This window comes from Borreliella americana, from assembly GCF_021043605.1.
GTDB lineage: Bacteria > Spirochaetota > Spirochaetia > Borreliales > Borreliaceae > Borreliella > Borreliella americana.
In genome coordinates this window covers 14342-37620 of the sequence record NZ_JAJNFB010000002.1, presented here as the reverse complement: position 1 = coordinate 37620, position 23279 = coordinate 14342, and the positions used below count along the sequence as shown (strand labels likewise).

20 protein-coding genes and 1 pseudogene are annotated in these 23279 nt (G+C 26.9%); 9 read left to right on the top strand and 12 right to left on the bottom strand.

All coding sequences use genetic code 11. The features are described 5' to 3' along the window. Nucleotide 1: 1 nt before the first annotated feature. Nucleotides 2–2701 (bottom strand): preprotein translocase subunit SecA, encoded by a 2700-nt coding sequence (gene secA / locus LRB30_RS00960; protein ID WP_231014394.1) that lies wholly within the window; start codon nt 2699–2701, stop codon nt 2–4. A 61-nt stretch (nt 2702–2762) separates the two neighbouring features. Between secA and LRB30_RS00955 the strand changes: the two genes are divergently transcribed. From LRB30_RS00955 to alr, 6 genes and pseudogenes are all read left to right on the top strand, one after another. Continuing rightward, entirely contained in the window at nt 2763–3899 is a 1137-nt protein-coding gene (locus LRB30_RS00955; protein WP_231018631.1) for an LIC_12708 family protein, read from the top strand. Nucleotides 3900–3927: 28 nt separating this feature from the next. Next, nucleotides 3928–4355: pseudogene (locus LRB30_RS00950) on the top strand (hypothetical protein). Between the two features lie 3 nt (nt 4356–4358). After that, nucleotides 4359–4775: a hypothetical protein gene (locus LRB30_RS00945; protein ID WP_231014175.1), complete on the top strand. Its 417-nt coding sequence runs from the start codon at nt 4359–4361 to the stop codon at nt 4773–4775. Between the two features lie 153 nt (nt 4776–4928). Further along, entirely contained in the window at nt 4929–5645 is a 717-nt protein-coding gene (locus LRB30_RS00940) for a S2/P23 family protein (protein WP_231014176.1), read from the top strand. A gap of 23 nt (nt 5646–5668) precedes the next feature. Continuing rightward, nucleotides 5669–6346 carry a S2/P23 family protein gene (locus tag LRB30_RS00935; protein ID WP_231014177.1) on the top strand — a complete coding sequence of 226 codons (678 nt, stop codon included), beginning with the start codon at nt 5669–5671 and terminating at the stop codon, nt 6344–6346. Between the two features lie 47 nt (nt 6347–6393). Beyond that, entirely contained in the window at nt 6394–7512 is a 1119-nt protein-coding gene (alr, locus tag LRB30_RS00930; RefSeq protein WP_231018666.1) for an alanine racemase, read from the top strand. Here the strand turns inward: alr and LRB30_RS00925 are convergent. After that, a complete protein-coding gene (locus LRB30_RS00925) occupies nt 7504–9105 on the bottom strand; it encodes a hypothetical protein (RefSeq protein WP_231018630.1) in 1602 nt (533 codons plus the stop codon). The two genes, alr and LRB30_RS00925, sit on opposite strands and share 9 nt — an antisense overlap. Nucleotides 9106–9180: 75 nt before the next feature. Between LRB30_RS00925 and LRB30_RS00920 the strand changes: the two genes are divergently transcribed. After that, nucleotides 9181–9348, top strand: a complete 168-nt coding sequence (locus LRB30_RS00920) for a hypothetical protein (RefSeq protein WP_002657037.1) — start codon at nt 9181–9183, stop codon at nt 9346–9348. A 26-nt stretch (nt 9349–9374) separates the two neighbouring features. Here LRB30_RS00920 and LRB30_RS00915 read toward each other — a convergent pair whose 3' ends face one another. From LRB30_RS00915 to malQ, 4 genes are all read right to left on the bottom strand, one after another. Continuing rightward, a complete protein-coding gene (locus tag LRB30_RS00915) occupies nt 9375–11123 on the bottom strand; it encodes a hypothetical protein (RefSeq protein ID WP_231014179.1) in 1749 nt (582 codons plus the stop codon). 80 nt (nt 11124–11203) lie between these two features. Further along, nucleotides 11204–12190: a calcium/sodium antiporter gene (locus LRB30_RS00910; protein WP_231014181.1), complete on the bottom strand. Its 987-nt coding sequence runs from the start codon at nt 12188–12190 to the stop codon at nt 11204–11206. A 28-nt stretch (nt 12191–12218) separates the two neighbouring features. Beyond that, nucleotides 12219–14063: a putative glycoside hydrolase gene (locus LRB30_RS00905; protein WP_231014182.1), complete on the bottom strand. Its 1845-nt coding sequence runs from the start codon at nt 14061–14063 to the stop codon at nt 12219–12221. A gap of 119 nt (nt 14064–14182) precedes the next feature. Beyond that, nucleotides 14183–15703 carry a 4-alpha-glucanotransferase gene (gene malQ / locus LRB30_RS00900; RefSeq protein WP_231018629.1) on the bottom strand — a complete coding sequence of 507 codons (1521 nt, stop codon included), beginning with the start codon at nt 15701–15703 and terminating at the stop codon, nt 14183–14185. Between the two features lie 140 nt (nt 15704–15843). On the opposite strand from malQ, the gene LRB30_RS00895 reads away from it, so the two are divergent. Beyond that, entirely contained in the window at nt 15844–17013 is a 1170-nt protein-coding gene (locus LRB30_RS00895; protein ID WP_231014185.1) for an OmpA family protein, read from the top strand. Nucleotides 17014–17024: 11 nt separating this feature from the next. Here the strand turns inward: LRB30_RS00895 and LRB30_RS00890 are convergent, their stop codons facing one another. Then, nucleotides 17025–17402: a TraR/DksA family transcriptional regulator gene (locus LRB30_RS00890; protein ID WP_008882447.1), complete on the bottom strand. Its 378-nt coding sequence runs from the start codon at nt 17400–17402 to the stop codon at nt 17025–17027. Nucleotides 17403–17567: 165 nt separating this feature from the next. On the opposite strand from LRB30_RS00890, the gene infA reads away from it, so the two are divergent. After that, nucleotides 17568–17789: a translation initiation factor IF-1 gene (infA, locus tag LRB30_RS00885; RefSeq protein WP_231014186.1), complete on the top strand. Its 222-nt coding sequence runs from the start codon at nt 17568–17570 to the stop codon at nt 17787–17789. A 47-nt stretch (nt 17790–17836) separates the two neighbouring features. On the opposite strand, the gene LRB30_RS00880 is transcribed toward infA, so the two are convergent. From LRB30_RS00880 to LRB30_RS00860, 5 genes are read right to left on the bottom strand one after another with little or no spacing between them, the layout of a single operon-like run. Then, complete coding sequence (locus tag LRB30_RS00880; RefSeq protein WP_231018665.1) at nt 17837–19840, bottom strand: SH3 domain-containing protein; 2004 nt, start codon at nt 19838–19840, stop codon at nt 17837–17839. Continuing rightward, nucleotides 19834–20421: a tetratricopeptide repeat protein gene (locus LRB30_RS00875; RefSeq protein WP_231014187.1), complete on the bottom strand. Its 588-nt coding sequence runs from the start codon at nt 20419–20421 to the stop codon at nt 19834–19836. Before LRB30_RS00875 ends, LRB30_RS00880 begins: the two co-directional genes overlap by 7 nt. After that, nucleotides 20403–21389 (bottom strand): vWA domain-containing protein, encoded by a 987-nt coding sequence (locus tag LRB30_RS00870; RefSeq protein WP_231014188.1) that lies wholly within the window; start codon nt 21387–21389, stop codon nt 20403–20405. Before LRB30_RS00870 ends, LRB30_RS00875 begins: the two co-directional genes overlap by 19 nt. After that, nucleotides 21386–22387 (bottom strand): vWA domain-containing protein, encoded by a 1002-nt coding sequence (locus tag LRB30_RS00865; protein WP_231014195.1) that lies wholly within the window; start codon nt 22385–22387, stop codon nt 21386–21388. The genes LRB30_RS00870 and LRB30_RS00865 overlap by 4 nt, the downstream gene beginning before the upstream one ends. Next, complete coding sequence (locus tag LRB30_RS00860; RefSeq protein ID WP_231014189.1) at nt 22374–23279, bottom strand: hypothetical protein; 906 nt, start codon at nt 23277–23279, stop codon at nt 22374–22376. The genes LRB30_RS00865 and LRB30_RS00860 overlap by 14 nt, the downstream gene beginning before the upstream one ends.

Genomic DNA, 23279 nt, shown 5'->3' with positions numbered 1-23279 from the left:
TTTAACTTTTGCCGTGACAATTTTTATATTTCTTCCCACTTCCACAATAACAAGGCTCATTTCTACCTATTTTAGGAGAACTTCTAACCACTTGAATATTAGAAACGTTTTTACCCTCATTAATAACAATTCCAGAAAGTTCTTTATGAATTGGTTTAACATTCCTAGACTTCTTTGTTAATTTAAAATCGGAAGAATTGCTATCTAATTTTAACTGAAGAACACGTCTTATGGTAGAAACTTTAATATCTTTAATAAGCTCGCTAAATATTGAAAATCCCTCTTCTTTGTATTCTGTAATTGGATTTTTATTAGCATAAGACCTTAAATAAACAGCCTCTCTTAAAGAGTCTAAATTTGCAAGATGTTCTTGAAATTTAAAATCAATATTTTTCAAATATTCATATCTTAAAAATCCATTAAAAAGATCCCTACCAATCAAATTTTCTTTTTCATCTAAATTTGACTTTGCTATTTGCATTAACTTAGCCTTTAAATCAAGAGAATTAATATTTTCAATAGAGCCAAGACTCTCAAGCATATAAGCAAAAATTGAATTTACTTCATTTAAAAAAACATTTGAAAATGTACTACCTTTTGTCCCTTCAAGTAAAAAACTAAGATATTCTTCTAAAGCAACAAGAATACGATCCTTAATGGCTGTATCTTCAAGAATAGAGTTTCTCTGAGCATAAATAAAATCTCTGTGTTTTGTAATAACATCGTCATACTCTAACAAATGCTTTCTAATTTCAAAATTTCTGTCTTCTACTCGTTTTTGAGCATTAATCAAAGATTTCGTTAAAAGAGAATGTGTAATAGGCTCTCCTGTTGCCATTCCAAGCTTACCCATTAATGATCTTAGATTGTCTCCAGCAAAAAGACGCATTAAATCGTCCTCAAGCGACACATAAAATCTTGAACGCCCAGGATCACCTTGCCTTCCGCTACGCCCACGAAGTTGATTGTCTATTCGCCTTGATTCGTGACGTTCACTACCAATAACATAAAGCCCGCCAAGACTTTTAACCTCATTATAGTCTTTTAGGTAGTTTTCTCTCTCATTTTTAACAGCCTCTTGAAATTCTTCAAGGCTTACATTAGTTCCGATTTTTTTTCTAACTCTGTGCTCAATATTTCCCCCAAGTTTAATATCCGTACCACGACCAGCCATATTTGTTGCTATTGTAACCGCATGTTTTGCTCCAGCTTCAGCAATAATAAATGCTTCTCGAGAATGATTTTTCGCATTAAGAACTTCATGCTTAATCCCCCTACTTTTAAACATGGCTGATAAAATCTCAGATTTTTCAATAGAAGCGGTTCCCACTAAAACCGGTTGACCCTTTTTGTAAGTTTTATAAACCTCATCTGTAATCGCATTAAATTTAAATTCTTCCGTATAATAAATAGTATCATCCTCATCTATTCGAGCTAATAATCTGTTTGTTGGAACTACAACTACATCAAGATTATATATTTTGTGAAATTCCTTAGCTTCTGTATCAGCTGTACCTGTCATACCAGAAATCTTATCAAACATTCTAAATAGATTTTGAAAAGTAATAGTTGCCATAGTCTTATTTTCATTAGCAACCCTAACTCCTTCTTTAGCCTCAATAGCTTGATGAAGTCCATCTGAATATCTTCGTCCTGTTAAAACTCTCCCAGTAAATTCATCTACAATCTCAACTCCAGAATCACCAACAATATATTCTCTATCTTTCAAAAAAAGCAAATGTGCTTTTAAGGCTTGAGTCATATAATGAACATAATTAAAATTTGAATCAGTATACATAGATCCACTAATAATGCCCTTAGAAACTAAAAGCTGCTCAAGATTATTAAGTCCTTTGGCAGTAAAAGAAATTCTTTTAGATTTTTCATCAACAGTATAGTCACCATCAAGATCATCTATTTCTAAAGGATAATCGCCTGTTTTGGGATCTTTGGAACATTCTTTTAAAAAAGATACAAGGGAATTAACTTCAAGATAAGCATTGGTGTTACCTTCAGTAGGCCCCGAAATAATTAAAGGGGTTCTTGCCTCATCGATCAAAATAGAATCAATTTCATCAATAATACAATAATTAAACTTTCTTAAGGATTTTTCATTAAGGTCATAACGCATATTATCTCTTAAATAATCAAATCCAAGTTCATTATTTGTAACATAAGTAATGTCTTTAGCATACTGAGTCTTTCTTAGCTCATAATCCATATTAGATAGAACAACCCCCACGCTAACACCTAAAAGATCGAAAACCGGCTTCATCCAATTAGAATCACGCTCTGCAAGATAGTCATTAACAGTAACAATAATAACTCCATCTCCTGTCAAACTATTTAAATACGCTGCTTGAACTGAGGAGAGAGTTTTTCCTTCTCCTGTTTTCATCTCTATTATTTTGCCCTTGTGAAGAGCCAGCCCCGCAATGATTTGCACATCATAAGGCCTTTCTTTAAGACGCCTTCTAGCAGCTTCTCTAGACAGAGTAAAAGCTCGCTCTAAAATATTATCTAAAGAATTGCCCGATTTTAATTCATCTTTAAGCTTTTCTGTCTCCTTTGAAAAATCGTCATCTGCCAACAATAATGCCCAACGCTCAAGTTTATTAATATTTCTTAAAGTTGGAAGATAATCTTTTAAATCTCTTATACTCTTTGAGCCAATAGCTGTCTCAAGTACTGCTTTTAACATGATAGGTATTAATTCTCCTAAATAATTGACTTAAAGTCATTTTAAATAATAATATAAAAATATGAAAAAACACTATAAAGCTCTTATATTAAGCCTGCTTTTTGAAATTATATCATGTAATACTAAAACTTTAAACGAACTAGGAGAAGAACAATTCAAAATACCATTTGGAACACTTCCTGGCGCAATAATGCCTCTTAATAACAAATTCACAAATTCAAAATTTGACATCAAAACGTATAACGGGCTGGTGTACATTGCAGAAATAAAAACAAATAAATTAATGATTTTCAACTCATACGGAAAACTAATACAAACATATCAAAATGGAATATTTAAAACAAACCTAGATTTAAAAATAAAAAAAATAGATTTTGAAGGAATTCAAGCAATATATCCACTAAAAGATTTCATTATTGTCGCAGATAAACTAAATAATAAAAAATCAAAATTCAACCAAAAAGAGAATATTGCCTACTTTATGAGAATATTAATACTAAACAAAAACTCGACTGTAGAAATTTTAGGTCAAGAGGGTTTAAACGGAACGCCATTTCCACAAATTTACGATGTTAATGTTGATGAAAATGGCAACATTGCAATAATATCAATATATAGCAAAGGATATATAATATATTCTTACAATAAAGAATTTTTCCCTCTTTATAAAATTTACGTCAACAAAAACCTGCTAAAAACAATAGACAATCAAAAGAAAAAATACAACATTTCAATAGACAAGGTTTTTTTTGAAGTTAATAAAAAAATTCTTTATGTAAAAACTACTTACTATGAAAACATTGGCGACAATGAAAATATAAACGACCTTGGAATTAAAATTAAAGATCAATACATCTATAAAATGAGTTTGAAAAAAAACAAAGAATTGGAAGTGATAACTAAAATTGCTCTTCCCAAAAACTTACTAGATGATAAACAAGAAAGCTTCATAAACATTATAAAAATACAAAAAGACAAAATAATAGCATCCACTAATATGAAAAATTTATCTAACAATTTAATATGGAAATTAGACAACAAAGGTTTAATTAAAGAACAAATAGCTTTAATTGAGCCTCCAAATTTAATGTTTCTCTCTGAGAGTTTATCTAAAGATGGAATACTTAGCATACTTTATGGCGGAAAAACCGGTGTTAGTGTTTACTGGTGGAATTTAAATACATTATTAAAATTATAATTATAAGAAGGTTGAATTTGCAAATACAATGAAAAAGATTAATTGCAATCAACAACTAGAAATTGAATACCAAAAAAAATAAAAAAACATATCATTATTGGAATAATCTTTGTTGTAATTCTTTTATTTTTTAAAATTGTATTAATTCCTAGAATTCAAAATCACGAAAATAATAAAAATAATATCAAAATGATAATAAGCTACAAGCAAGACAAAAACAGATTGGCGCTAAGAATAAACATAAAAACAAAAAAAACTTCTAACCTGGGAAAAGCCAAGCTAGATATTTATCTGGACAGTAGATTAATTGAAAGTAATATGCTTTATATAAGTAGCAAAAACTTTACAACATATGCTAATATGATCTATCAAAATGAAAGTTTATTAAGTATAATATTAAAAAGTAATGGCAATAATAATGTCTTTTATAGTAAAAGAATAAAGCCTAGAGGATAAAATATGATACAAATATACTTCATATCTGTTTCACTTAACATCTTAGGGGGAATAATACTTGCATTTCCAATATTAATAGAAAGAATAAGCTTTTTCAAAATTTTTGAAGATTTTGTAAATTTAATAAACGACAATAAAAAGGTAAAAAGCATTTTTGGATTATTATTTTTAATAACCAGCACCCTTGAAATAATCAAACCCTACAAATTGCCAATAATTGGAAATTTGATTCCAGCTATAAGTTTATTTTTAATCGGATTTATCTTGTTTTTAAACCAAAAATTGCCTACAGAAGTTCAAAATAATAAAAAATATGGAAAATTCAAATCAATACTTGAAAGCAATCAACAACTAATTGGCATTATATCAATTGTTATAGGAATAATTCATTTTTTAGCAGCAGAAATACCTTTATTGTAAAATGTTGAAAGATTAAAAATAAAGATGCAATTGTTAATAAAACCAAAAGTTCATTGACTTTGATATAAGCATTCTATATTATTACTATGATTTAATGTAAATTTAATTACCGCCTCAAAAAGGGCTTTAAATGGTATAAAGGAAGAAGGTATAATGATATTTAGAATATATAAACATTTAAAACTAATAATACTGCCCATATTAATATTGAGTTGCGCTTTTTTTAAAAAACCACAATCTGTACAGCAAGAAAACGAAACTGGAAAACCAATAGGCGATGAAAAATTGCATTTAATATCAGGCAAAATTTCAAATAAAAAATTGCCAATCATAAACGGCAACCATGATGTAACTTGGATAAAAACAAAAGCAATGAAAATCTTAGGCGAAGATGGAAAAGAAATACCAGAATTTAAAAACAAATTTGGATATTCTTATATAATATCTCCTGTAAAAATGGATGATAAATATAGTTATTACGCGTCACTATTAATACTTTTTGAAACAACTAAAAATGGAGATGATGAATATGAAATTGAAGATGTTAAATTTGTAACAGCTGGTTCCAATCTGGAACTTAAAAATTCGCTTCTAGCTGTTGAAAATTCACAAGAAGAAGGATATATTACTGCATACCCATTTGGAATATTGATGAGCGATGAGATAAAAAATGCCTTTAAATTAACATATAAAAATGGTCATTGGAATTATATGCTTGCAGATTTAACTGTCAAAAATAAACTTACTAAAAAAACTAAAATTTATAAAATTTCTCTTAATTCAAAATTAATTATTGAATTTTTAAAAGAAGTACTAAAAGAAAATTTTATATTAAAAGACATAGCTGGAGATTTATTTGAAGATATATAAATACAATTAAAAGGAAACATCTTATGAGCATTAAAAAATTTATTTTAACCGTGATAATTCTTTCTTTAGCTAAAAATATTTTTTCTGAAAACAAAATTAATATCTTCGAAAATGAAAATTATATTGTAAAAGAAAATATAAAAACAGAAATTAAAAAACTAAAACAAAGTTTTTTACTTACATCTGTTGATGTCGCCATCAGCCAACCTTACATAGAATTAGTAGATTTAAATGGAGATCCAATAAAAGAACTTGATGGAATTAGTTATTCATTTATAAATGTATTTTCAAAAATTGGATCTTCTGCTATTATTTCATTTGATCTATCAAAAGAAGCTTCCAAGAAATACAAAATCACAAAATTAGAATTTTTAAGTCCAGATAAAGGCAATTTTATTAATCGAATAAGTAATCTTACTAGTGGAAAACAGCAATCAAAAAAAGAGCTCGCAAAAGATGCTTATTCATTTGGCACATTAAGAACTGAATCTCTTTCAAAAACAATTGCAGAATATTACAAAGATAACAACTGGTATTATATTTTAGCAGCAATAACAGTAGAAAATAATATAAATAAAGAAACTAAAATATACGAAATTAGAATTAACCCTAAAATATATAATGATTTTCAAAAAAAATTGAGATTACATTTTAAAAACAATCAAATAAATAAATTCCCAATACCAGTAGTTATGGAATAAACTACAAATTAATAGAAAAAAGATTTTTACTTTTCTAAGGACGCTAAATATATAATAATAAAACAATGGGTAGTAACAAAACAATAATAATAAATTTAAATAATTTAGAACATAACTTAAATTTAATTAAAAATAAAATTGGCGAAAAAGAAATAGTGGCCACCCTAAAAGGTGACGCATATGGTCATGGGCTTATAAACATATTTAAATTTTTAAAATCAAAAAAAATAAAGTATTTTGGACTTTCTAATATTGAAGACGCTAAAATACTTAAAAAAATTGATAAAAATATAAAAATATTGATGTACATTAAAGTGGATCAAAAAGAAATTAAAAATTTAATTAAACTTGATTTAGTACCATTTGTTGCTGATTTTGAATATCTATTTTTAATAGAAAAAGAATGCGCATTGCAAAAAAATAAAATAAAAGTCCACTTAAAAATTGATATTGGAATGAATAGATATGGAATAAAAATAGATGATGCTCTTGAAATAGCCACGTATATTCAAAATTCAGAATTTTTAGAACTAGAAGGGATATGCTCGCATCTCCCATCAACAAAAAACTTTAAAATCACTCAAAAACAAATAGAGCAATTCTTATTTTTTTTAGAAACTCTAAAACAAAAAAATATTCATCCCAAATTTGTTCATATTTCTAATTCAGGACACATTATTAACTACAAAATAAGTCCACAATTCAATATGGTAAGACCTGGTCTTATTCTTTACGGTTACTGTCAATCGCTAAAAAATAAAAAACCTGCTTTAAATTTTAAGCCTGTATTAAGTTTATTTTCAAAAGTAATATTTATCAAAAATGTAAAAAAAGGTGAAAAAATTTCATATTCAGGCATATTTCAAGCCAAAGAAGATATAAAAATAGGAATTATTCCAATCGGATATTTTGATGGAATACCTCAAAATATAAGTAATGATTTTTATTTTTTAATAAACAATAAAAAATGTAAAATAAGAGGAAAAGTTTGCATGAATTTAACAATAGTGGAAATTCCTAAAGACCTAAAAGTTAAAACGGGTTCAAAAGCAGAAATTGTATCAGAAAAATTAAGTATAGATGAAATGAGTAAATTTTCTAAAAGAAGTCATTATGAATTATTATGTAATATAGGAAAATACGAGAAAAAAAAATATTTAGATTAAATTGCCCAAAGAATCAAATTTTTGGAAATCTATTAAATTGCCTCTAGAATCATAAATCCACTTATAAATTGAAAATCCCCCAACATCATCTCTTAATCTCAAATCTGGACCATGATTAGATTGCTTTGATATTTTCCCAAATTTATTGTATTCATATTTATAAACACTAACTCCATGAATATCGTCTTGCAATTGTCCTAAGCTACCAAAATTTTTTTGGGAAATAAGCCTATTTTGTTTATCATATTCATATAAATACTCAAAAACAAAATTACAATCAGCAACCAAAACCCCATCCTTAGAATAATTTTTCTTTGAAATCATATTGCCATTAGAATCGTAACTAAATTTATACTTTGAAACTCCTTCAAAATCATCTATTGGATTAACAAAATCTCCACCAAAATGTTCTTGAGCAATCAAAAATCCTTCTTTGTCGTAAGAGTATCTATAAATCATCACACCTTTAACATCAGCTATTAAATTAAAATTTTTATCAAAAAAAATATTTTCTATTAAATAAAAATTATCATTATATTTATAACTATAAATAGCAATGCCTTTAAAATTATCCATTATTTCATACTTTTCCTCATAAACAGTCGGAATATCTCTATTATAGTTTTTATTGATCTTATTACTGTAATTTATTATCCTTTTTTCATTATTCTGAATATAAAAAATAGTCTTCTTCATGGCATACCCATTTTGACTGATTGTTAAATTATTATTATTGTCATAATTATATTCCTTGTAATAGCAATCTTTATCTTTAAAATAATATTCATAACGATAAATTGCTACATTATTTTCATCAGGAGTCAAGTTGTTATTAATATCATAATTTAAAATCTCAATAACTTTTCCATCAACATCATAGTGATATATTTTAGTAGCTACAGAAAATGGATTTGAAACGACATAAGCCGATTTGTCAAGATATTCCTCTTTAATAAGATTATGATTAGTATCATAAGTTAATCTAAAACCACAAGTGCCATTTTTTGATCTTACAATATAACCATTCTCATCATAATACAAAACCGTTTTAACAAATTTAGTATGATCATAGCTGATTTTTGTAAAATACACATTATTTAAATCTTTGATTTGAATCCCTGATTCATTAAATCTGTAAACACTAAACTCTCTTTCATTGTCGTATAAAAAATGATAATAAGAAACACCATAATTATCTCTAACCATTCCATTAGATCTATTATAATTAAAAATATTTTTAATCCTACCATCACTCATATATTCTATATGTTCAATATAAACACCATTATTGTTTTTAAAAGCAAGTCCCCTATTTAGAAATATCCGCCTTTCACTGCTCTTGGATCTTTCTATTTTAATTTGGTTTGCATTAAAAAAAGAAGACATTAAAATACTAAGCTTACCAATATAATCAACTAAAATAAGATTATTGTTTCGATCATAAGTAAATTTATATCCGTACTCTTCCTCAGACTCTTCTTTTGTAATCTCATATTTACCCACTATACTGTAATTAACAGAATAATCTGCAAATCTATAGTAAACTTCTTTTGAAAAAAGAGGAGCACTAATAAAAAATATTATAAATAACATGAATAAATTCCTTGATAAATCAACCCTATTTTGATAGATTTTATTATACAATAAATCTATCAAAAGGAGCTTAAAATGGCTAAAATTTCTAAAAACGCTCAAAGAGTGGGTTCAAAAGAACTAATAAGTCGATGGGGAGGAAAAATTATAATGAAATCAAAATTTGAAAATGGAAAAATAAAGCATTACGCAGAATGTCAAACGTCAAAAAATACAGCAAGAAAACCAAGGGATTTATTTTAAAAAATAAATCCACTTACTTATAAACGCTATTTTTTTTGTATCCTATCACTAAATTTGACCCAGGCTTCATCTTGCTCTTGTTTTGTATAGCTCTTATTTGCTACTTGCTTGGACACCGTGCCTTTTTTGGGGAAAGAATTCCTAACTTGTTCTTTTATTTCCTCTCTTTGTTTTCTAATTTTTTCCAATTGTCTTTTAACTCTTTCATTGGAATCAAAAAGACCGCTTCCACTTTTATTCAAACCAGCTCTAAAATCTAATCTAGATAAAGCCTCTTTATAGCTTTGATGCTTGCCTGTTAAAAACAAAACAATTCTTTTAAATAAACTTAATTCTTTATAAGCAGCATTCAAAATCGAGTACAAATCAAGTTTATATATTTTATATAAGGGCAAAAGTTCATTACTATTCTTAAAATATTTTGCTGCTTCAACTTTAATCAAATCTTTAAGATGAGCCTGAACACTTTGTGTTTTACAAATTCTCCTGTAATGAGAAACAATAAGGTCAAGAAACTTAACTTTATTTTTTAAGCAATACTCATTCATAATATATCTAGATACTAATCTACTGAGAACTTCTTCTAAGCCTTCTTCCGTGAAAATAGAAGAAGAATCATCTCCAAAACTAAGAATTTTAAATATACTAGCCTTCAATTCACTATTAAGAAATCGCAAAACCTTTTCATATTCTTCTAGAAAAAATTCATATGCAAAAGGCTTGTACAAATAAAAATTTTCTTTTACTTGAAATATTTTTGGCAAAATATCATGAATTTTAGATTCAAAAAAGTACATATTAGCAACTAACAAAAAATTTTTAGGATCGTTTAGCCCTTCAGAATAAACTTTTAAAATCCCTAAAAACTCTTCTGTGTCAATTGAACCTTTTTTAAACTCTAAAGTCTTTTCAATTGCTTTTAAAGATTCATCAATTTTAATAGCTTCTATAGCCTTAAGCTCCTCTAAGTCTTTTTCATTTTTAATAAAAAGATTAAGAAACTCCAAAAAAACAAAATAATTCTTTGAGAAAGTAATTCCTTTCTTAACAAGAACTTCATCCTTGATTTCAACTATACCAGAGAGAATCTTGGAAATAGCACCAATAATATTCTTGCCCTCTTCTAAAGTTTTCTCATAATCAATAAGCTTTAATCCTTTTATTCTCACGAAAACATCTTTTACAACATTATTAGAAGCAATATTAAAAAATATTTTTTTAACAAACTCAATGAAATATAAAGCCCTGCTTGATGGAATTATCAACGATTTCCAAACTAATATTTCTTTCAATTGCGATTTTGTTTCAAAAAATTTATAGTTAATATCTGAATCTGCAATAGTTATAAATTCATTCTTAAAAACTAACAAACTAGATTCTATATTCTTAACAGTAAGCAAAGAACTAAAAAGCTCTATTCCTATATAAGTTTTCAAAAATAAATCATCAATAGAATAATAATAAAAATCATAACTAGCCTCATCGGTCAAAATTATGCTGTCTGGCAAAAATTCTCCATCGGTTGCTATTTTATTGGTAACTATTCCCCTTTTAACTTCATAAAGTTTGCGAAATAAAAAATCAAGCTCTCCTTTTAAACCTCGTATTCTTACAGAATGCTCTTCTATAAAAGAAGAATAATCTATAGATTCCTTTTTATAAGATAAAATAATTTTCAAAATTGATTTTTGGGTATCAGAAGATATTCCTAGTTGAGAAATCAAAATATCTACTTCTTTGCTACTCATATAAAAAATTTCTGGTAATTTTTTCATATTTTCCCTTATATTATATCTAAATAATAAAGCATATTACATTAATAATATATCAATAAGTCAAAATTAAGTTCAAATAATCAATAAAAATTAAATAACATTAAATTATATAAAAGATATAAAAGCAAAAAAATTAAAGAAATGCCTCTACTAAAAATACCTTTAAATTCAACCACTAAAAATAAAACTAAAGTTATAAATACCATTATACCAAAATCTAAAATATAAATATCTTGCAACAAGATAGGCCTAAAAAAACTACTACCAGCTAAAATAAACCCGATATTAAAAATATTACTACCAATAATGTTGCCAAATGCGATGTCTGATTCTTTTCTAATTATTGCAAAAAAAGATACAACAAGCTCAGGAACACTTGTCCCAAAAGCTACAAGTATAATCCCAATCAACTTTTCACTAACATTAAAAACATTGTTGGCAATGTAAAGAGCTCCATCTACCAATAATTTCGATCCCAAATAAAGAAAATACATGCTAATAACAAAACTTAATAAATTAAAAAATATAAAGATAAAACTCTGATTTAAATTACTTACACCCTCTTGAAAAGAATTTTCCAAGCTGGCATGCGCTTTTTCTTCTTTATAAAAAAGTAATAGATAGGATAAAAACAAAATTAAGATACTAAATGAGCTAAAACGATTATAAGGTGTTACAAAAAAAGAGTAAGATCTAAAATCAAATGAAAGCAACAAAAGAAGAAACATTAATAAAAACAGAAACATAAAAGAAAGTTTAAGTCTTTTAAAATCTGCCTTAATCTTTAAAAAGAATCCTGCTAAAGGCAGAGCAAGCAACATATTAATAATATTGCTACCAATAACATTAGAAACAACAATTTCGTTTTTACCCTTAAAAGCCGCCACCAAACTTGTAAAAAGCTCTGGAGCACTTGTTGAAAAAGATACTATTGTAACTCCTATTAAAAGTGTTGGAACTTTCAAATAAGTAGCAATGCTAACTGAACTTTTTAAAAGTAAATCACCACCAAGATACAATAAAAAAATTCCAAATCCTACGTAAAAAAATTGAATTAAATGTTCCAAATGAATCTCCTTTTACAAGAAACAACAATTAAAAAGAATCTAAATATTCTTTTAAACTGCCTTTAATCATATAATAAACATTAGACGCATTCCAAAGGCTAAAGCCACTACCAAATGACTCTTTGATTCCTTTAAGCTGAAATTTTAAATACTTCAAATAAATCTCGTCATCCACAAATCTTTCTTTTCCCAATAAAAAAGCTTGAACATAAGGCCTAATAACAACCCCATCTAAAGAAAAAGCAAGCGCTCTATCACTTCCCTCTTTATAAATCCTATAGGCTCTTTTTGTATAATAAAAATTGCTTGGCAAAAAATCATCAGTATAATGTGAAGGATAAAACATAGGAGATATAACGTCAACATAATCTGATAACATTGAAATATTTTGACCAATACTATTGGTAGGAAACCAGCCATTATACCCATAAATATCAACAGAAATAGGAACATAAAGCTGTTCTCTTACCATAATTAAAAAAGATTCAAGAGCATCAACGGGTTGCATCTCATACTTATTTATTCTTGAAATTGCAAGAGAAACAGGCCCATCTGATGGAAATCTAATATAATCAAACTGTATCTCGTCAACTCCAAAAGATTGAATTTCTCTTGCAATAGAAATATTGTACTCCCAAGTAGCAGGAGAAAAAATATCTACCCAATGCTCTACTTGTACATAATTCACAAGACCACTAGAATCAACTTTTTTAACAAAATGGGCCCAGGGTTTATTGGTTCTTTTATTCCAAAGAGCATGCTTAAAATTATCATAGTAATATAATTTTGCATCTTTAAATACAACACATCTAGCAATAACATAAATTCCAAGCTCTTTGGCTTTTTTAAGAATATAAGGAACATCAATTAAGTTTTTAACAGATTTCAACTTATTGGGTAAAGAAAGCTTGCTAGAATAAGTCAAATTACCATTATCATCTTTAAAATCAATTACAACGGCATTCATACCAGAATCTTTAATAAATTTAAATCTTTCATCAACTGCCCTCTTATTACGCAATGTATATGCTGTTAAATAAATAGATCCTTTATTTTTAGCAAGCTGCATCCTTTGTGATTTTTCAAAAAAATTCTGATCCTGTAAAGATAATTTTCCAATAAATGCCCATTGCCCATTGATATAAGAATAAAAATGGTTGTCATACGTTCTGACTAAAATTTTTTCTAAATTCTTGCTAGATAAGTCTAAAATACGTATTATTTGCTTTTTAAAGGGAAAAGAAATTTTTTTAATAAATCCACTTTTTTGACTAATTAAAAAAATATCTCCATAAACTCCAGAAGAAAAATATAAATTATTTGTCTCTTCTTTTGAAAATTCAATAGCACTAATAATATCGTAATACCCTGCACCTAAATAAATCTGCGGAATTAAACGATTTAAATTTTTAAAACTAATAGCTCCATTAACACTAAGATAAATACCATGAATCGCAGTTCCAATAGCAATACGCTTATACTCTCCTTGAGAAAAGGCGCTAGATGTAATATACGCACTGCTATTAAATTTATCAATTCCCACCAATTTTCTAAAATTTTTTGAATAATCATAAGAAACGTAAAGATTGTTGCTTGTAGTCAAAAATGAATTTGCAGAATAAACATCTTCATAAATAGAAGTAATTCGACTAGGAACAAGCTTATGAAAAGGGTAAATCCACCTAGAATTTATCCCATTAACTTGAACTTTGGTTATTTTCCCATTAACATTTTTACTTAAAAATCCTTTATGAACAAAAAATAAACTATATTTTTTAAAAAATTCTTCATCGGTTAATGAATATATACTAAAAACTTTAAAAACAAAAAAAAAGAAAATAACTACCCAATAGACAAAAATTTTCATATACATTAATACATGATACTTGCAAATCAAAAAATATTAAATAATAGTGATTTTTATTTGAACAATTGGATCTCAATTAAATTCAAAATTACTTAAACTTTAGAACAACTTTGCTCTTAAAAATCTTAAGCCCTGCCATAAAGCCTTGTAATAAAACTTATATTTTGACTCAAAGCAGTATCTAAATCACTTTCTAATAATCTAAAAATACAATTATCTAAAGTATTTTTTTGGATATTTGCCTTAAATTCGTCTTCTAAATTAATATAATCTTGCATTGGCACTATTACATTATCAGAAACACTACCCATAGCACCTCTTATCATGTCCCAAACAACAAAATTTTCATTTGTATTTAAATAATCAAAAATGTACTTTTTATGCAAATCATCTAAAGAGTTAACAAATTCTCGTATTGTATCATTATCACCACTTCCTGTGTAAACTATACAATTTTTAATATAATTATGAGGAAGATTTTGATTACCTGAATCAAAATCAAAGGCAAGTTTCATTATTTTCATTCCTGGAAAATTAAAAAAATCTCTTAGTCTTGAAACATCTTCAAGATCATTTTCAAAATCTTCAACCCAAATTTTTAAATCTTTAATTTCATTTAAAATAAAATTGAAAAAATCTCGTCCTGGTGACTTTACCCATAACCCATTAAAAGCATAAGTCTCACCCGCACTAACTTCCCAAGTAGAAACAAAACCTCTGAAATGATCAATTTTAATTATATCTGCATACTTTCTTAAAACTCCAATCCTTTTTGCCCACCATTCATACTTAAATTTCTTTAAAACATTCCAGCTATAAGCTGCACTATCCCAAGCTTGCTCTTGTTCTAAAAAATAATCTGGAGAAATTCCTGCAACCTTATCTTTGCTTGCATCAAATCTTAGCTTAAAATATTTTTGGTGTGCCCAAACGTCAGCAGAATCATATGCTATAAAAAAAGGCACATTAATAACTAGCTCAATCCCCTTATCATTTGCATAGCGCTTTAAAGCTTGAAATTGTGAAAAAAAGAAATACTGCAACACCTCTTGCACTTTAACCTCTTTTGAAAGGATATTTCTCAATTTAAATAAATCTTTTTCATTTCTTTTAAGAATTCCTCTATCAAAAAGAACATTAAAAGTATTCTTTGACTCTTTAAAAAAATATTCTTTAAATGCAACAAAACTTGCAAAATCTAAAAGCCAATAAGAAGACTTTTTTTTAAATTTTTCAAAGCTTCTAACCTCATCGGCCGAAGCTCTATTAATAAAATTTAAAGCAGCTTCTTTAAGAAATTTATCTTTAAAACTTAACTTTTTTAAATCAGAATATCTGGTTTCATTTTCCTTTAAAAGGCTCAAATCTGAATCTATAAATTTGTCAAGGGATTCTAAATCAATATAATAAACATTGCCAGCAAAAGCTGAAAAAATTGAATAGGGGGGAGATCTTGTAAAATCAATAGGAGAATAAGCAAACATTTGCCAATAACTTTGAGAAGATGCAAACAAAAAATCTATAAATTTATAAGCTCCTTTGCCTAAATCTCCAATGCCATATTTAGATGGTAAAGAGCTTATGTTAAGCAAAATACCACTTTTTCTTTTTAATTTTAAATTAATACTTATTTTTTTATATTTCATATAAAACCTCTATTAATTAATAATTTAAATAAATTCTTACTGTGTTATAAATTATAATAAATATCAGCTCAGAACAACATATTAAATGGCAATTTTAAAAAAAATTTAAAAATTAAATACTTTTATGATAAAATCTATTAATGAATACTAAAGCTACTATGCTATTGTTACTATTATTTTTAGTTCAAAGCTTAGCTTTTTCTTCTGAGATCTTTGAATTTAAATACATTAAAGGTTCAAAGTTTAGATTAGAAGGTATAGATAATCAAAAAATATATTACAACGGGAATTATAACTCAAGCTCTACTACTAATATTCAAATTTCAAGTGAAATGAAAGACACAAAAGAAAACTTTGCAAGCATTAAAGCTTTTTTTAGAATCTTAAAAAGAGAAAATATTAATGAACCTTACCTATTAAATGAAGAGTTTGAAGAAACCTTCAGCGTAAATAAGCAAGGAGAATATATAATAGGAGCAAATCAAAAAAGACCCTCTGTTAGGGGCATTCCAAGATTTCCAAAAACACCAATCGAAATAAATGAAAAATGGACATATCCTGCAGAAGAATATATAGAGGCGTCAAAAATAGACAAAAATATAAAAGATTTCGTTGTAAAATTTAGTGTTAACTATGAATATAAAGGCAAAGAAGAATACAATGGCAAACACTACCACATAATTCTTTCGAATTACGAATCACAATACAATGTAAAAAACATCTCTTTCTATCAAAAAGTAGACCAAAAAATTTATTTTGATAATGAAATTGGCAATACATATAAATACAGCGATAAATATATATTTGAAATAAATCAGAACAACAACCAACATTTTAAAATGGTTGGCAACTCTCTCGGCAGAATAGTTTCAATTGAGCTTCCAAATGATAATCTTATTGAAACTGAAGTTGAAAATTACATCCGAGAAAATAAAATAAAAGCTATTGACGTTGAAAAAAACAATAAAGGCATTAATTTAAGTTTTGACATTGAATTTTATCCTAACTCATTTCAAATACTACAAAAAGAATATAAAAAAATTGACCTTATAGCTAAACTTCTTGAAAAATTTAAAAAAAATAACATACTAATAGAAGGGCATACTGAACAATTTGGATTGGAAGAAGAAATGCACGAACTCTCTGAAAAAAGAGCCCGTGCAATTGGGAATTATTTAATAAAAATGAAAGTAAAAGACAAAGACCAAATACTATTTAAAGGATGGGGATCTCAAAAACCAAAATATCCTAAATCTTCCCCATTAAAGGCTAAAAATAGGCGAGTAGAAATTACAATATTAAATAACTAACTTAAGATATATCATCTTTTGTTCTTTTTTTCTTTTTTTGTCTGACAACTAATACATAAAAAAGCATAAGGAATAGCTAAAAGTCTCTCCCTAGCAATCTCCTTTTCACAAGCCAAACACTTACCGTAAGAATTTTGAGAAATTCTATAAAGAGCTTGATTTATTAAATTCAACTTTCTCTTTTCAACAAAACCTAGCGCTTCAAGATTATTTCCATCCATATTATCAAAAGCAATATCGACAACATCCTTTGGATACATATCATTATTAATTATTTCCTTTTTGCTATTTTCTACAGACTTAATAGAATCTAATATTTCTCTTTTTTCAGCTGAAAGAAATTTTTTGATCTCCTCAATAAACTCATGCTCAGAAACAGCTTTTTGCATGATACCTCCCTATAAATTACATTTTTAAAAAACTTCGTGTAATTATATACACAATTTCTTATAATGTAAACAAAAAATAATGCTTTTATTATTAAAAATAATAATTGAAATGATATGTTTAATCATGTAAAATTTATCCTATTAGAGAAAATTGTGGAGGTTGTCTTGAATATTAAAGAAGAAGCTATTGAAGCTGAAGGAGTTGTAAAAGAATCCCTTCCAAATACCATGTTTAGAGTAGAGCTTAAAAACAAGCACATTGTACTTGCCCATTTATCTGGCAAGATGAGAAAACATTTCATAAAAATAGTTCCTGGTGATAAAGTAAAAGTTGAGTTATCTCCTTATGATCTTACAAAAGGCAGAATAGTATACAGGGAAAAATAAAACTAAACCTTTTTAAAAAATTTTCAAGTGTTATAAATATTTATTTTTTAGATCAAATCATCTTTTAAGGAGACAATAAAATTCTTGTTAATCCAGCCCTGAAGTCCATAACTTGTTTCAATAAGAACAAAATCGTCTTTGCTGTCAAGAATATAAACACTTGCATTTCCTTTTAAAAATCTCCAACTCCTTGAAAAATTGTCAGGAACTTTATAAAGAGAAACCAAATCACCCTTAATTATTCCTACTTCAGATTGTTGCTCATAATAAAAGTAATATGTTTCAAATATAGTAAAACAAGTAGCAGAAAAAAGTAAAAATATAATTATTTTTTTCAAATTTTTTGCCAAAAATCTATAAGAAATAGATACAACTAAAAAATTAATCAAAAATAAGCTAATAATAAAAAAAATGTTGGAAAAAATGAAACTATTGTTACGAACATTATCTGTAATTCCATTTTTAGATTCAATCAAATCAATAACCTTATAAGTGGTCTCATTATTTGGAGAAGCCAAAAATGCCTTATAAGCAGAATAAATAGCATCAAAATCCCTATCCATTTTACTTAAAACAAGAGCTCTATTTAACCAAAGTCCTGAATAATTTGGATATTTTTTAAGAATATTATCAATCTTGATAAGCGCAGCATCATAATTTTTGGTATTATAGTTTTCAATCAAATCATTTATATTTTTCTCTGACAATAAACCATCATTTACAGCATTTAAACTAATGCCAACAGCCAATATTAAAATAACCAGTCCAAAACTTGATGCTGCAAAAAATTTTTTATAGTTAATTAAAATAACTAAGGATAATAAAAATCCTGGAATCAAAAGTAAATAATAGTATGAAACAAAAAATAAAAAAGTTTTATTTTTATAATTCAAAATATCGGAGTAAGATAATAGTTTAAAATCAGAATCTACATTATTTTGTATTTTATTTATATTGTTAAATTCTCCTGAATACTCATACTTCAATTTTTTCCCTTTAAGAGTATAAACCGCATCATTATCAGGATTTAAATAATTAAAATCACCAATATTTAAAAATACACTACCTTTGGTGTCGGGCTTAACTGTATAAATTTGAGAAATACTGCCCTTGTATCCATTTTTAGAAGGTTTAAAGCTATAATTTTTCTTTTTATTAAGAATTTTAGAATTATAGGTTTCAATTTCTGGAAAGTAAAAATGTGGAAAATTCCCTTGACCTGTAATTTTTATTAAAATAGTAAATATATCTTGCTCAATTGTCGAATAAGTTGGAGTCTCATAATCAATTCTAAAAGTTCCTACTGCTAAAGATTTAACCTCTCCAGGAATCGGTTTGACTTTTAATAAAAGCTCGGGGGTATTCCTAACAAGACCAAAACCAATATTAAAAGAAAAACTGGGAATCAAAACATTTTTTGAGTCTTTAAGAGGAGTTAGCACAAAGTTATAAAAAGGTATATCTAAAATTTCTTTATTATGAAAAGTTCTATATTTAATATCCCCAAATATAGGCATCTTTTCAACCATTGCATCCTTAATAGCAGGCAAAAATCCAGATATTTCATTAGAATTACTATCTGAAAGCCAATTTGAGCGCAAAACAAGCCCAATACTTTGATATTCATAAACTTCTTTTTTATCAAGATCCCAATATAAATCAACCGGCAAACCAAAAGAATTTATTTCATCCGCTCTTAGCACACCAACTTCAACTTCTGAAGATAGATAAAAATCATCCTTATAAATTACTTTTAATGGAGGAATCTTAATAAATCCCAAACTCTCAAAAAGATACTCAACCTTGATCTCAATAAAAGATAAGTTATTATCCGTTATCCTAGATATTGATAAAACATTGGAATTGGATTGAACTTCTTTGCTTATTTCAACTTTTAGCAAACTTATGTCAATATCTTGCAAAGGATTGTTAAGCCTTACAACCTGAATAAATTTATCGCCCTTTAAAACTTTAATATTTTTAACAAAATCAATACCTGTAAGCGAATAAAGTCTTGCAATTGAAAAAAAATAAATAAAAAATATTACCAATCTTCTTTTGGAACAGCTAGATTCTTGTCTATTTTTCTCAACCATACAACCCTCTCAAGATTTTCAATATACCTTAAAAAATTTTCATTACTTTCAACAAAATTTTTACTTTTTTCTACACTTAAAGAATTCAAACTATCACGCATCGTTCGTTTTTTTATTATTGCAAGTTCAAGATTATATTTAGCATTATAACTGCCAGGATTAATCTTTAAAGCTTCCTTAAAAGCCATCTCGGCCTTATGATACAGTCCTTGATTATAGTATATTACTCCTTCGTTATAATTGACATTAAAATTTAAAAAAATATCATTAGTCTTCTTTACGTAAGAGAATATTCTAAGAGAACTTTCATATTCACCTAAAGAATAATATACAACACCAAGATTGTAATATCCCCAAGCAGAATATTTTTTATCCTTTACAAGATTATAATAATTTGAAATTGCATTTTGATAATTTCCCCTAACATATTCATAATTGCCAATAGCCATTAAAGACATGGACTTAACATTTGAACAAGACAAAAAACCTAAACACAAAAAGCAAGAATATAAAACCGCTAAAAAGTTTCGTCCCACTTTATCATCCTGATAAATAAATACATAAAAATAAACAACAATGAAATAACCAAAAAAATTTTATATCTTAATACATCAACAAGTATAATATCGTTTGACGTTCTTCTTATTATACCATTTCTTATATCATTCACAACAAAGTTAATCCCTTTTGAATATAGATTATAATATGATCCCTTAAGAGAAGAAGCAAGAAGAAGTAAATTTTCTTCATTTACAACAGTTTTAATAAGATTTCCATTTTTATCTTTAATGCTTAAATTTTTATTAAATAAAACGGGATTACTCCCGCCAATCCCAACCACAAAACTTTCCAATTTTAAATTATTTACAAATTTAGAAAACCTATAATAATTATTTTCCCCCCAATCATCGCCATCTGTTAAAATAACTAAAAAATTATAATAAGAGTCATCCTGCACATTAGAGATTACGCTAAAAACAGCATCTCCTAAAAAACTCCCAGGGGAACTTATTAAATCAGGCTCTATATAATTTAACATCTTGTTTAAACTGTTTTTATCCTTAGAAAAAGGTAAAACCAATATAGACTTACCTTTAAAAATAGTAAGGGAATATTCTGCATTCTCAAAATTACTTAAAATTAAACTAATCATATTTTTAGCAATCTCAAGCCTATTAATAATTTTACCTTCATCCACACTTAACATGCTACGAGAAATATCAAAAATAAAAGAAATTCTCAATTTACTTCTCTCATCCTCAACAGCTCTTTGCCCCCAAGAAATATCTAAAATGGATAAAATCAAAAAAATAAAGCTAAAAATAAAAAACATTGACATAAGAATTTTTTTAATGTAGTAATTTTGAATATAGGAATTGTCCCCATACATAAAACTTAAGGTTTTAAAAAACGGAATATTTCGTCTAAAATCAAGCACGCATACAAAAAAAATAAATAATAAAATTAAAAAAAAGTATAAAGCACTATAATTATTTATACTCATAGCACCTCTTTTAAGAAAATTCTTGAAAAAATAAAATAAATAAGCAATAAGCAAAGCGCTAAAACTAAAAATTCTTTATAAATATCTTTATTGTCCACAGCTATTTTAATTTTTCTCTCCAAATTTTCCTTTTTTGAAAAATCTTGAATTGCAAATTGAAAAGAAAAATCATCATTAACCGAATAAAAAAGTCCCCCTGTTTTATTTGAAATCTCAACAAGCATACTAGGATCATAAACCTCTTTAAGACTTCCTTGATAAAATTTTCCAGATCTTAATTTAAACTCAACGCTAAATTCCTCAGAACTTCCAATACCAATAGAATAAATCTTAACATTTAAACCTTGAGCAAGATTAATCACTTGATCCTTATAAATCTCATCTGAATTAACAACTCCGTCTGTTAAAACCACTATTGATCTTTTAAGAGCCTCAGAATGCTTTAAATGAGACAGTGCAATAGAAATACCTAGTCCTAAAGCAGAGCCATTGCCAAGATCCATAATATAAATATCATCTAACTTTTTATTAAAAAATTCCCTATCTGTTGTTATAGGCACTACTATTGAAGCATCTTTTGCAAAAGCTACTAAACCAATGTTATCATTTTCACGTTGAGAAATAAAACTTCTAATCAGTTCTTTTGAAAACTCAAGTCTATTCTTAGAAGAAAACTCAACAGCTCCCATGCTAGGCGATATGTCAAGAACAATGACAATGTCAGCACCAGCACTAAGATGTATCATCTTCTTTTTTGAAACTGAAGGGCCTGCTAAAGCAAACACCATAACCATTGCAGCTAAATATAAAAAAGAATAAGTAAAAAAATATATCAAATTTAATCTATAATTCTTAAGTTTCAAAGAGTTGAAATTACCATAAAGCGATATTGGAAACTTTATCTTGCCTCCTCTATTTCTAAAAAAATGATTAAAGTAAATTATTAAAGGAAAAATTACCAATAAAAATAAATATAAAGGCTCATTAAATGTTAACATTAGCGCCTCTATTAAATTCTTCAAAATTTGATGCTGCAGCTCTTAAATCCTCTAAAACAAACAACAAGCTATCAAGTACTAAATCAACACCACTAAATTTACTAAAATCAGAAAGTCTTAACGTATTAATAAAAGTTGAACGAATCTCATAAGGAACCTTAAGATCTTGCAAAATTATAGAAATTTCTGTTGTAGTAATCGCATTAAAATCAAAACCTGTTTTTTTAGATAAATAAACCCTTAAAGAAGAATTTATTAAATTATAAAATGCACTTTGATCCACACCCTCTTTAACATATTTAGACAAAATAACAAACTGCCTCTGCAATACCTTGTAAGGCTTTCTAAGTCCGTGCTTAACTATCAAGCAAATCAAAAGCCGATTTAAAAACTTTAGAAGCTTAATAATCAAATAAGGAATCAAAAACAAAACAAAAATGAATAAAAACAAATAGGTGCTTGTTCCAGGAATAAATAAAACGCCTTCTATATTTTTAATTTTAAAATCAGAATTATTAGATACTAGTTTATCTGTATTGATTTTTATATTCTTTAGAATAACCTTGTTTTTCTTACCATTGCTAATTACATCCCCAATATAAATAGAAGGAAGAGAGCTGCTTCCAATATAAAAAGAAACAAAATTAACTATTATTTCATTTGTTGTGTCATTAAAACTAATTGAATTTACTTCAACAAATTCATCTTTAATATTAATATCTTTAAAATCTACAGGGAAAAACTCTTCACCATCATTTAAAATTAATGAAACTTTAAAATCAACAGAATCACCTACATAATAACGAGTAGGCATAAATATTTCATTTTTTATTTCATAAGAATGCAAAGATAATGTTAACAAAAGAAAAAGATTTGAAATAGCTCTCTTCAA